9 protein-coding genes are annotated in these 12,403 nt (G+C 49.4%); 3 read left to right on the top strand and 6 right to left on the bottom strand.

What is annotated here, in order from left to right; translation table 11 throughout:
- Positions 1-83: 83 nt before the first annotated feature.
- The 3 genes from HPY27_RS21620 to acnA form a co-directional block, all read right to left on the bottom strand.
- A complete protein-coding gene (locus HPY27_RS21620; RefSeq protein WP_174225911.1) occupies positions 84-1,676 on the bottom strand; it encodes an alkaline phosphatase family protein in 1,593 nt (530 codons plus the stop codon).
- A 79-nt stretch (positions 1,677-1,755) separates the two neighbouring features.
- Positions 1,756-2,937, bottom strand: a complete 1,182-nt coding sequence (gene alr / locus HPY27_RS21615; RefSeq protein ID WP_174225910.1) for an alanine racemase — start codon at positions 2,935-2,937, stop codon at positions 1,756-1,758.
- A 238-nt stretch (positions 2,938-3,175) separates the two neighbouring features.
- Complete coding sequence (acnA, locus tag HPY27_RS21610) at positions 3,176-5,905, bottom strand: aconitate hydratase AcnA (protein WP_017250479.1); 2,730 nt, start codon at positions 5,903-5,905, stop codon at positions 3,176-3,178.
- A 287-nt stretch (positions 5,906-6,192) separates the two neighbouring features.
- Here acnA and HPY27_RS21605 point away from each other — a divergent pair, with 287 nt between their 5' ends.
- From HPY27_RS21605 to HPY27_RS21595, 3 genes are read left to right on the top strand one after another with little or no spacing between them, the layout of a single operon-like run.
- Positions 6,193-7,950 carry an ABC transporter ATP-binding protein gene (locus HPY27_RS21605; protein WP_017250478.1) on the top strand — a complete coding sequence of 586 codons (1,758 nt, stop codon included), beginning with the start codon at positions 6,193-6,195 and terminating at the stop codon, positions 7,948-7,950.
- Between the two features lie 3 nt (positions 7,951-7,953).
- Entirely contained in the window at positions 7,954-8,628 is a 675-nt protein-coding gene (locus HPY27_RS21600) for a response regulator transcription factor (protein WP_069847628.1), read from the top strand.
- Positions 8,625-9,707 carry a sensor histidine kinase gene (locus tag HPY27_RS21595; protein ID WP_017250476.1) on the top strand — a complete coding sequence of 361 codons (1,083 nt, stop codon included), beginning with the start codon at positions 8,625-8,627 and terminating at the stop codon, positions 9,705-9,707. The genes HPY27_RS21600 and HPY27_RS21595 overlap by 4 nt, the downstream gene beginning before the upstream one ends.
- Before the next feature lie 36 nt (positions 9,708-9,743).
- On the opposite strand, the gene HPY27_RS21590 is transcribed toward HPY27_RS21595, so the two are convergent.
- The 3 genes from HPY27_RS21590 to HPY27_RS21580 form a co-directional block, all read right to left on the bottom strand.
- Positions 9,744-10,769 (bottom strand): ThiF family adenylyltransferase, encoded by a 1,026-nt coding sequence (locus HPY27_RS21590; protein WP_174225909.1) that lies wholly within the window; start codon positions 10,767-10,769, stop codon positions 9,744-9,746.
- A gap of 4 nt (positions 10,770-10,773) precedes the next feature.
- Positions 10,774-11,481, bottom strand: a complete 708-nt coding sequence (locus HPY27_RS21585) for a molybdenum cofactor biosynthesis protein (protein WP_017250474.1) — start codon at positions 11,479-11,481, stop codon at positions 10,774-10,776.
- A 103-nt stretch (positions 11,482-11,584) separates the two neighbouring features.
- Entirely contained in the window at positions 11,585-12,403 is an 819-nt protein-coding gene (locus HPY27_RS21580) for an SPL family radical SAM protein (RefSeq protein WP_174225908.1), read from the bottom strand.

The raw sequence follows: 12,403 nt of genomic DNA, 5'->3' as shown, positions 1-12,403 counted from the left end.
ACAACATTGCTGGAGACGGTGAAATAAAAAGAGAAGAGGGCAGATTTGCCGATACCTGCCCTTTTTTGTAAAAGCTGATTCGCTCATTCGGTTGTCAGGCGCAGCAGCCAATCTTTCAAGTCGACGATACGCAAAGTTTGGGGCCCTGTGGTGGTCCCAGTTACCAGGAGGGGAACGAGTGAATCCACCTCGTGCAAGGAACCGTGTGCCGCTCCGCCGATATGGGTGGGAGAACTTTCGGTAATGAGCTCATGCCCTGGCTGAACAGTAACGACCACATATCTGCCTTCATGCGAATTCATCGCACCGTAGAGCCTCGCCAAAACGTCCGGATATTTCCCATACGTGATCCGGTTCTTGTTCATGGTCATATCGAGCAGACGCGGATCGCCGCTGAAGGTCCATGTTTGCCCATATGGATCGGTAAAGGGACCGTTTGGTTGATAGCTAAACTCTCGGTTGATTTTGCCTGCTGTAACGATAATCTTTTTGTCTTCCTTTCTTGCAAGGATGTCCAGCTTTGGTTCACGCTGCAAACGTTTTACGATATCGGATAACGGAATACGTGAGTCCAGGGCATAAATATAGGCCATCCGTTCGTTGGCCGAAATCACGATTTGGTCAGAAGGGGTGACAGGCTGACTGATTTTGGCTATTTGATAGTCGGTCAGTAAGCTGCGCAAGTCAATGGTAGCGGCCTTGCGATCATCCAGAACAGCACTCTGGGCACTGTCTCCCATGACGATCCACCGCGCTTCTTTGATTGCCTTGTCCCAAGATCCAAATGCATCGAGTACGGCTTGAAGCGCTTTATCCGCTTTTTCAATCCCTTTGATCGTAGCGGGGCCCTTCTTATGTACTTCCATATCATTTTCCGGCAAGTAGGCGATGGTAAGAGGGGGGAGCTTCTTGTTGGCGATGAGATAGGCAGCCTCCTGCGCGGAAAACTCATCATTCATCCCGTATTTTCGCCAAATGCGCTTTTCACTCTTTTGATTCGGATCCAGCTGGGCAAATGCTGCATACGACATCAGTTTTGGTCCGGTCACATTCAGTTCGCCAGGCAATCGCGTGCCGAAATCAATGAGACGGGGGATTTGTAAGGTGTGCGGCGTTGTGCCTCGCCATAGAATAGCATTGATGGAAGCGGTATCCTTGCCTTTTTCCGCCAACTCTTCATGGATGGTTTTCGTATCTCGATTGAGCTGGACCAGGTTCAATTGATGAAGGATATCTAGCAGCACTTGTGGCTGATCGATCTTCAGACCTTCTTTGGGACCATACCCGTAATAAATCATCCGCTTTTCCTTGTTGCTGAACCAGGATAATCCCGGTACATGATGCTCATTGGCATACGTTCCTGTAAGGAGCGTGCTGTCGATAGTTACCGACATGGTGGGAAAAGAACTCACAACTTGCGGGTAATAGCGCCCGTTTGCAAGCAAATAACCTAAAGCAGGAGCGCGACCTTGCCGGATCGCTTCTTGAAGTGGTTTGTCCATTAACGAATCAATGAGAATGAGCAGGACAGGCTTTTGCGATTCCTTTCTCTCAGCTGAGGGTTGAGCCTTAAGGCTATGCTGACGGATTTGGGAGGCTGAGTCTGGCTTGCAGCTGATCACAGTCAGACTCAGCGCCAACAGGAGAAGGATGGCGAATGTGAATCGCGACTTCATGTTTCCATTCCTTTTTTGTGAATTTGGTTTTCCCTATTTTTTGTTTTCGCGGAAAAATTATTCTCCAAGGCTGCCTCATTTAACCTTCCGGTAACAGATGAGAGATCTCGACAACCACCCCTTTTTCCAAAAACAAGCGAGGGATGCGATTACTGAGGGTGGCAACGACTTCATAGTTGATCGTCCCGAGCATTTCGGCAATCTCATCGACAGTAATCTCGCGGTTTCCTTGCTTGCCGTAAATCACGACCTCATCGCCTTGCTTTCCACTGCCTTCTCCCAAGCTGACCATCATCTGATCCATCGTCACTCGCCCTGCGATCGGCAACCGTTTGCCTCGATACAGAACAAATCCCCGGTTAGAGAGTGCGCGCGAATAACCATCGGCATAACCGATTGGAATCGTCCCGATGACCTCTCCGCGCTTTGCTATGTATGTAGCACCATAACTGATCGTATACGGTGGCGTCAGCATGGTCTTTACATAGGAGAAGCGCGATTTCAAGCTGAGTGCCGGAACGAGCTTGACGCGATTGAGTTGTCGGATATAAGCGGATGGATACAGCCCATACATGCCGATTCCGAGGCGGATCATATCGGCGCTGTATGCGGGAAAAGCAATGGTAGCAGCGGTGTTGCACATGTGTACGGTCGGAAGCTCGAACCCTTTTTCCTTCAGATAACGAAGATATTGAACAAACAACTCGTGTTGCGCTTTGGTCAATGTGTGATCGGGTTCATCCGCAGTGGAAAAATGAGTGAAGATTCCGGTCCATGTAAGGGAAGAGCTTGACGTTAAGGCCTTCACGACTGAAAGCAACCCAGATCTTGTCCGTACGCCCAAACGTCCCATACCTGTATCGATGTTGATATGGATGTTCAGACGATTGGAGAAAGCTGTTGATTTGACAATTTGATCGGCTTTTTTGATCCAATCAGTCTGGAAGGCAGACAGCTCAATATTCCAGGCGACTGCCTCTTTGACACGTGAAAGAGGAGTGAATCCCAGCACGAGTATAGGGGCTACAATTCCTGCCTTTCGTAAGACGATACCTTCTTCCAGAATGGCGACAGCGAGGGAAGTAGCCCCGTATTCGAGGGCATGGCGGGCTACTCCAACAGAACCATGGCCATAGGCATTCGCTTTTACAACCGCCATGATTTTCGTCTGTTTAGGAATATGCCGACGTATCGCTCGAATGTTTTTCTTGATGGCATCGAGATTTACCTCAATCCAGGTTTCGCGAAACAACTGTTTCATCACGAATCCCTCCCTTTTTCTGGGAAACGGTTCCCTCTTCCATGCGTATTCACCGTATCTTCCACTTAAGCGTGGCCTACCGGGAAGAGATAACAAAAAGCAGGCCATGTGTAGAGTGGCCTGCAAACGACAACCATGTGTCTGGCTGGAAACGTAAAAAGAGCAGACTGCCGAATACTCGGAGTCTGCCCTTTTCGTTGGGTGGGTGCTGATACGAACTTATTTTTTAATCGTTTGCTTACGCAGTTACTGGTTTACCTTCATCCAGCAATTGACGCAGAACCGTTTGCAGGATACCACCATTGCGGTAGTAGTCTACGTCTACCATGGAATCGAGGCGCACGATTGCTTCGAATTCGAAAGTGCTGCCGTCTTTCTTAGTAGCTTCTACTTTTACGCGTTGGCCAGGTTGAACATCATCGGAGAGGCCTACAATGTTGAAGGACTCAGTACCGTCGATGCCGAGGGACTTCCAGCTTTGGTCACCAGCGAATTGCAGAGGCAGAACGCCCATACCAACCAGGTTAGCACGGTGGATACGCTCGAAGCTCTCAGCGATAACCGCTTTGATACCCAAGAGGAATGTACCTTTTGCTGCCCAGTCACGGGAAGAACCAGTACCGTACTCTTTACCAGCCAGTACAACGAGTGGAGTACCGTCTGCTTGATACTTCATGGAAGCATCGTAGATGGACATTACTTCGTCAGTTGGCAAGTATTTGGTTACGCCGCCCTCAGTTCCAGGAGCTACTTGGTTGCGGATACGGATGTTTGCAAATGTACCGCGCATCATTACATCGTGGCTACCACGACGAGCACCGTAGGAGTTGAAGTCTTTGCGCTCTACGCCGTTTGCTTGCAGATACAGACCTGCTGGGCTAGTTGGCGAGATGTTACCAGCTGGGGAGATATGGTCAGTTGTCACAGAATCACCGAACAGTGCGATGGTGTTCGCTGCTTTGATGTCTGCGATTTTAGCGATTTCTCCAGCCAGGTTTTGGAAGAATGGCGGCTCTTGGATGTACGTGGATTTTTCATCCCACTCGTACAGGTCGCCAGTTGGAACGTCGATTTTGTTCCAAGCTTCGTTTTGCGTGAACACTTGGCCGTACTCAGCGCGGAACAGAGCAGGATTCATAGCTTTGTCCATTGCAGCTGCGATCTCTTGTGGAGAAGGCCAGATGTCTTTCAAGAATACAGGTTGACCGTCTTTGCCAGTACCGATTGGCTCTGTAGTCAGGTCGATATCTACAGTACCTGCCAGTGCATAGGCGATAACCAATGGAGGAGAAGCGAGGTAGTTCGCTTTTACCTGTGCATGGATACGGCCTTCGAAGTTACGGTTACCGGAGAGTACCGCTGCAACTGTCAGATCTTCGTCAGCGATTGCTTTGCTGGTTTCCTCTGGCAATGGACCGGAGTTACCGATGCAAGTGGTGCAACCATAACCTACTACGTTGAATCCGATAGCATCCAAGGAGTCGATCAGACCAGCGTCAGTCAGGTATTGCGTAACTACGCGGGAACCTGGAGCCAGGGAGCTTTTTACGAAAGCAGGCTTTTTCAGGCCTTTTTCCACAGCTTTTTTCGCCAGGATACCTGCACCCAGCATTACGCTAGGATTTGATGTATTGGTACAGGAAGTGATCGCTGCGATAACAACTGCACCTGTTTTCAACGTAGCTGTTTCACCGTTTGCATAAGCAACTGGTGCGCTAGCTGCGATTTTCTCTTCAGAGAGACCAAATCCGCCTTTGTCGATCGGCGTACGCAAGCTGTTATTGAAGGATTCCTTCATAGCAGTCAGTTCTACGCGGTCTTGAGGACGTTTTGGACCAGCCAAGCTAGGTACGACAGTGGACAGATCCAGTTCCAATGTTTCGGAGAATACTGGGTCAACAGTCTCGTCAGTACGGAAGAGGCCTTGTGCTTTGGTGTAAGTTTCAACCAAGGAGATGAGGTCTTCTTCACGACCAGTTTGACGCATGTAGTTGAGTGTCTCAGCATCTACTGGGAAGAAGCCCATTGTAGCGCCGTACTCAGGTGCCATGTTCGCTACGGTAGCGCGGTCAGCCAGCGAGATGTTGGACAGGCCTGGTCCGTAGAACTCCACGAATTTACCTACAACGCCTTTTTTACGCAGCATTTGCGTAACAGTCAGAGCGAGGTCAGTTGCAGTTGCACCAGCATTCAGTGTGCCAGTCAGTTTGAAACCAACTACTTCTGGCGTTACGAAATACAGAGGTTGGCCGAGCATTCCTGCTTCTGCCTCGATACCACCAACACCCCATCCAAGAACACCAAGACCGTTGATCATAGTGGTGTGGGAGTCAGTACCTACCAGAGAGTCAGGGAAAGCAACCAATTCGCCATCAACTTCGCGAGTAGCGATTACAGTAGCGAGGTACTCCAAGTTTACTTGGTGAACGATACCAGTAGCTGGAGGAACCGCACGGAAATTGTCAAACGCAGTTTGTGCCCAACGCAGGAAGCGGTAGCGCTCTTGGTTGCGTTCGAATTCCAATTTCATGTTGTTGTCCAGAGCGGACGCGTTACCGAAATCGTCAACCATGACGGAGTGGTCGATAACGAGGTCAACTGGAACCAATGGGTTGATTCGTTTTGGATCTCCACCAGCGCGTTTCATCGCGATGCGCATTGCTGCCAAGTCAACTACAGCTGGTACACCAGTGAAGTCTTGCAGTACGATACGAGCAGGCATGAGAGGTACTTCTTGGTTTTCGTCGCGGCCTTTTGTCCAGGTCGCCAATTGTTGTACGTGTTCTTTCGTGATTGCACGGCCGTCGAACTGACGAACAGCAGCCTCGAGCAGAACTTTAATGGAGAACGGCAGTTTGGAAACATCGCCCAAACCTTGTTCTTCCAACCCTTGCAGGCGATAGTAAGCAAAAGACTTGTCGCCTACTTGCAGGGATGACTTTACTTTGTAAGCATCTTTGTTAGCCAATGTATACAACCTCCCTATAATAACTTGGAGTTTCACCAGGTGAAACGTTGTTTCGTTTCTTCATTACGAACCTATTATATACGATTTGTTTCCCGGCTTCTACCCCAAATTCATCATTATTATACAAAAATCATAGGTAAAGAAAATTGGATCACGAACGTCTTCTTATTATAAAGAAGAAAATTGCACGCACTTCAATTATTATCCCGTTTATATTTCGTTTACATTCATGCAGTATCTTATCTCTTGCAAGAGAAATGAGTGGAGAAAAAGGGGAGAAATAACGAATGGAACAGACCAATCGCGTAGCGAAATGGGGAAACTGGAGGCCTTTCTTTCGATTAATTAAGGAAACAAAACCATCCAAGCTAAAAATCGGTGTCGCATTGTTCATGAGCATCGCCACCACACTGGTTACTTTAGTGATTCCGCTCTTTACAAAAGACTTGGTCGACAGCTTTTCCTTAGCTACGATCACGACAGGACAAATTGTGCTTTTGGTCGTCGCTTTTGTTGCACAAGCCATTGCGGGAGGGCTGTCCATCTACTTATTAAACCATGTTGGCGAAAGTGTGGTAGCTTCGCTCCGTGAACGACTCTGGAAAAAGCTTCTCGTCCTGCCGATCTCTTATTATGACAACAACCGGACAGGTGAGACGATCAGTCGAATGACCAACGATACGGGCGTCGTGAAAAGCCTGATCAGTGATCAATTATCCAGTTTTTTCACCGGATTGATCACGATTGTTGGTTCCGTCGTGACGTTGCTATACCTCGATTGGCAAATGACCTTAACGATGCTCGTTGCTGTTCCGTTGTGCATGGGGATTCTCCTGCCGCTTGGCAGCCAAATGTACAAAATTTCAAAAGGATTGCAAGATGAGACTGCGAGCTTTACAACGATCATGAATCAGGTGCTTCAGGAGATGCGGCTCGTAAAATCCTCCAATGCCGAGGTGTACGAATTGGGGATGGGGACAAAGGCAATCGGAAACCTGTTCCGATTCGGGTTGAGAGAAGGAAGAGTCCAAGCCATCATTGGACCGTTAATGTCCTTTATCCTGATGGTGCTGCTCGTGGTTGTCATCGGCTATGGCGGCATGCGGGTGTCCTCGGGAGCATTGACAGCTGGTGAGCTGGTCGCGTTTATTTTGTATCTGGTGCAAATTGTCATACCGCTGGGGCAATTCACACAGTTTTTCACCTCCTTGCAAAAGGCCATGGGGGCAACAGAGAGAATCATTGCGACACTGGAAGCAGAGGAAGAAGATCTTCTGGCAGGACGGACCCTTGATAACGCAGGGCTGCCGATTCATGTGAATCATGTTAGCTTCGCGTATGAGAACGGGGAAACGATTCTTGACGATGTCAGCTTTACGATTGGGGCCGGAAAAGTAAATGCGATTGTCGGGCCGAGCGGCAGCGGCAAAACGACGTTGTTTTCAATGGTCGAAAGGTATTATCAGCCACTGAATGGAGAAATCAGGCTGGGCAATGATCCCATCACGGATTTTTCCTTGAAGTCATGGAGAAGTCAAATCGGCTACGTATCCCAGGAAAGTCCTTTGATCGCCGGAACCATCCGAGAAAATATTTGCTATGGGATTTCACGGACGATTAGCGAGGAGGAACTGAAGGAGGCGGCAAAGATGGCCTATGCGGATCAATTTATTGAGGAATTGCCGAATGGCTATGAAACAGAAGTAGGGGAGCGAGGTATGAAGCTATCGGGCGGTCAGCGCCAACGAATCGGCATTGCCCGTGCACTGCTTCGTGACCCGCAAATCTTGATGCTGGATGAAGCGACCTCTAGCTTGGACAGCAATTCCGAGATGATCGTCCAGAAGGCGTTGCAAAATTTGATGAAGGGACGTACCACCCTCGTGATAGCCCATCGCTTGTCGACTGTGGTGGAAGCAGATCAAATCATCTTTTTGGAAAAGGGAAAAATCACAGGGATGGGTACACATGAAGAGCTTTTTCAAACCCATGCGATGTACCGTGAATTGGCTAGTCAGCAATTGCTCGTAAAAGAGAGGGTGTAGAACGTGACCACAATTATGGTAGTCGACGACGATCCGCATATTCGCGAGCTCGTCAGCGTCTTTTTGCGCAATGAAGGCTTTACGATAGTGGAAGCCGCAGACGGACAGGAGGCACTGGATAAACTAGAGTCGGTTCAGGCACAACTGGTGATTCTTGACATTATGATGCCGAACATGGATGGCTGGGAGCTGTGTCGAAAGCTTCGCAAGCATTACGATTTTCCCTTACTCATGCTGACTGCCAAGGGAGAGACATCGCAAAAAATCAAAGGCTTCGAGCTAGGGACAGACGATTATTTGGTGAAGCCGTTTGATCCGCAAGAGCTGGTCGTCCGGGTAAAAGCGCTGCTCAAGCGTTACCGGATTGCCGCTTCGCATCAGGTTCAAGCAGGAAAACTGCTGCTTGATCGTAAAACGTTTGCAGTCGCCAGTGGCACGAAAACATGGAGCATTCCACTAAAGGAGTTCGAGCTGCTGTTCAAACTGGCCAGCTATCCCGGGCAGACCATCTCCCGCGAGCAGCTGATCGAACAAATATGGGGCTATGATTTTGAAGGCAATGAACGTACGGTAGACGTGCACATCAACCGATTGCGGGAGCGTTTTCCGGAAGCGATGTACGGCTTTTTGATCCGGACAGTCCGGGGACTTGGTTATCGATTGGAGATCGTCGTATGAAAAAGAGGAGGCCAGAACGTCCCCATGTTTTGCTGAAAATCGCAGGCGTAGTGGGCTTATGTGCTGTTTTTGCTTTGTGCGGGCTAGGTGCATACGGGATTACCTCTCTCTTTTATGGCTATATGGACTATGATCCCCATGATCTTGTAAAAACGTTGGTCAATTCAGTTTTGAGCTGCATTCTGTTTATTGGGGTAGGCATGATCATTTCTTTCTTCACCATGCCAAGACATCGGGGCAGGTTTCAACCATTGATTGATGCGCTCAGACGGATTGCCATGGGGGATTTTCGGGTCAATCTCGATATCAAGCTGGCGCACGAATGGGGGGAGCTGGTGGAGGGCATCAACCACGTGGCGGAGCAATTAAACGAGATGGAGAAGCTGCGGCAGGAGTTCATCTCCAATGTTTCCCACGAAATTCAATCGCCCTTGACGTCGATCAGCGGGTTTGCTCGCGCCCTGCATAATGAAAGACTGAGCCCAGAAGATCGTAAACGTTACTTGGAGATTATCGAGTCGGAAAGCAAGCGCCTATCCAAGATCAGTGACAACCTGCTTAAACTCACTGCGCTAGAGGGCATCCAGCATGATTTAGAGCGGAAGCGGTATCGGCTGGACACGCAACTACGCGCAATCATCCTCGCATGCGAGCCGCAATGGATGGCGAAAGAGATTGAAATGGACATAGACTTGGAAAAAGTCGAAATCGTCGCCGACGAAGATATGCTGAACCAAGTCTGGACTAACTTGCTTGGCAACAGCATCAAATTCACGGAGGCAGGCGGGAAAATTAACGTAAAGCTGGAGAGGGTAAACGGAGAAGTACTCGTGAAAATAATCGACTCGGGAATCGGGATATCCAAGGAAAATCAGGAGCGCATTTTCGAAAGATTTTTCAAGGCGGACCCATCGCGGAACCGAGCCAATTCGGGCAGTGGCCTGGGACTGGCAATCGTGAAAAAAATAATCGATTTGCATCATGCCACGATCGTCGTTGAGAGTGAAGTAGGGATTGGTACCACGTTTACGATTACATTTGTTCAAACAGATAAAAAAGCTGCCCCTTCGTCCGGATGACGGTCTGGGACAGCTTATTTTCATTACGGGTACCAGTTACGCGCCGATATACTTGGCATGGAGCGAACGTGCTAGGCTGATGTCATCTGTGCCTTGCACGAGGACACGACCATCCGGGAAAATGACGAGCGTGTATGTATCGACACGGAAACGCAGCAAAAATTTGTTTTGCTCGATTTGTCCCAAAGGGGAGAGTCTATCAGCCAATGCGTTCAGATCAAGTGTCATGGCAGCGGCGGGCGAGATTTGTACGGTGTCTCGACCGCAAAGCGAAACGGCTTGTCCATCCTGGGTATCCGGCTGCAAAAACGAAAATTGCTTGTGCCCACATGTCGGACAGTCGTCTCGGCGGGCATTGACCACCTTGATTTGCTGATGGCGGTTATGCCAAATCTCAAAGTGCTCCAAATTCGGATTAAGCTCATCCGTTGCATCAACTAACAGCTTGAATGCTTCTGTTGCCTGATAGGAGGCGACGATGTGAATGATTGGTCCGATGACGCCAGCCGTGTCACAGGTAGGCATCTCACCCGGGTTTGGTGCTTCAGGGAAAAGACAGCGCAAGCAAGGCGTGATCCCCGGACGAATCGCGGTAAATGTTCCAGTCGCACTCACAGCGCCACCGTACACCCACGGAATACTATGCTTAACGCAAACATCGTTCACGAGATATCTCACCTGAAAATTATCCGTCGCATCCAGAACGAGATCGACATCTGCCAGTAATTCCTCCGCATTGTAAGCGGTGAGGTCTGCGACAATCGGTTCGATCGTGACAGCTGAATTGATCTTTGTCAGCTTGGCGTGAGCGGCGATTGCTTTTGGCAAATGCTCGGCTGCATCGGATTCGTCGTAGAGCATTTGACGCTGCAGGTTGCTCGGCTCGACGAAGTCGCGGTCAATGATGCGGACAAAACCTACTCCAGCACGGACCATATGATTGGAGAGAACAGTCCCAAGTGCTCCCATACCGACGATTGCTACGCGGCTTTGCCCCAATTTTTCCTGTCCACTGCGCCCGATCGGATGAAACAATGTCTGACGGGAATAGCGAGTATCCAAGGCGTTACTCCACCTTTCCTTCTGGCATCGCAAGCGGATTCCACGGTCCTTGCTGATGTCCCTTCCATTCGCTTCCATCTTCCCACATTTCTTTTTTCCAAATGGGAACGATCTCTTTGAGTCGTTCGATGGCATAACGGCCTGCTTCAAACGATTCATTTCGATGCGCTGTTGCAACGGCACAAACAACCGCAATTTCTTCTACAGCCAAGTTACCGATACGATGGTGCATAGCGACTTGCGCTCCCGGCCAGCGTTCCTCGATCTCTGCTGCGACCTGCTTCATTTTTTCAACAGCCATAGGGGCATATGCTTCATAGGACAAATACACGGTGCGCTGACCATGGGTAAATTCCCGAACAGTTCCGACAAAAGTAAGGATTGCGCCTGCATGCGGGTTGCTCACCAGACGAACCAACTTGTCCGCAGAAATGGGCTCCTCGGTAATGGCGAAGCGCGGGTCTTCTTCTCCGCCGCTTACAGGAGGTAAGAGGGCAATCTCGTCGTCGGCTGAAATGACCTGATTTTTCGCCGCATATTCATGATTGATGGAGACAAAGCAACTGCCCAAAAGCGCAGAGAGCGCAGGATATTCTCTTTCCACTGCTTGCAGTAGGTCGCTAACGGTCGCGCCTTCAGATAGGGTCAACTGTACTTCCCGGGCATTCGCACGTTCAGCGAGTCCGGCAAATAACAAGATCGTAATGGTCAAGACAATTCCTCATTTCCCTGGATGATACTACACTCTAGGCTAGACGATATCATAAACCGATCAAAGTTGCCAATGAATGGGGTGTTTCAATCAGCGGTTGATTCTAAGGGGCGAAGCCTTCCTGACTCAAATAGATCTGGTTCGGGGGAAAAATACGTAATAGCCGATCATAGACGATCCGATAGGCGGTAGGATCATACCATTCTTCCAGTCCAAGCTGTTCATAGAGAGCGGGAATGCCGTTTCTTTTCGTTCGTTTACCGCCGCTGCCATCTCCCATATAAAAGTCGTCGACACAGATACGTGTTACCAAGGGGCGCAAAATCTCCGGAAATGACTCACTGCTAGGCAAAACAGGGGCAATGGTTGCTTGTGTAGGGATGCCTGCTTCCGCCAAACGCTGGAGTGTTTTAAGCCGCGCTTGAATGGGGGGAGCTTGTGGGCTAAAGTGCCTGCGAATCTCCTCCAAATCGGTCTCGACGGTCATGCTGACGCGGACGCGATCACCCAGCAGGAGTAACAAATCGGCATCCCGCCAAACCAAGGGACTTCTCGTCTGCACCAGCAAAAAATCGGGTGGATGCTCTACCATGACTTCGAGTAAAGACCTCGTTACCTTTTCCGTTTGTTCGATGGGCTGGTACGGGTCTGTACTCGAAGACATGAAGATGGTCACCTTTCCTTTTTTCTTAGCCCGTATTAACTCCTTGCGCAATAAATCGGCAGCTTGCTGCTTAATGTCAACCCATGTGCCCCATTGCTCGTTGCGAAACAAAGAGACAGGCATTTGCCGAACATAGCAATAAGAGCAGGCGAAAGAACAGCCCGTATACGGATTGAGCGAGTGGGTGTAATCCGCAAGAAATCCGCTTCCTTTATTGAGGAGGGTTTTCGGCATTTTATAGGAAAGGATGCTCTTCAT

The organism is Brevibacillus sp. HB1.1, assembly GCF_013332445.1.
GTDB classification, from domain to species: domain Bacteria; phylum Bacillota; class Bacilli; order Brevibacillales; family Brevibacillaceae; genus Brevibacillus; species Brevibacillus porteri.
The sequence above is the reverse complement of the archived record's forward strand: the minus strand, read 5'-3'. Positions and strand labels throughout refer to the sequence as shown.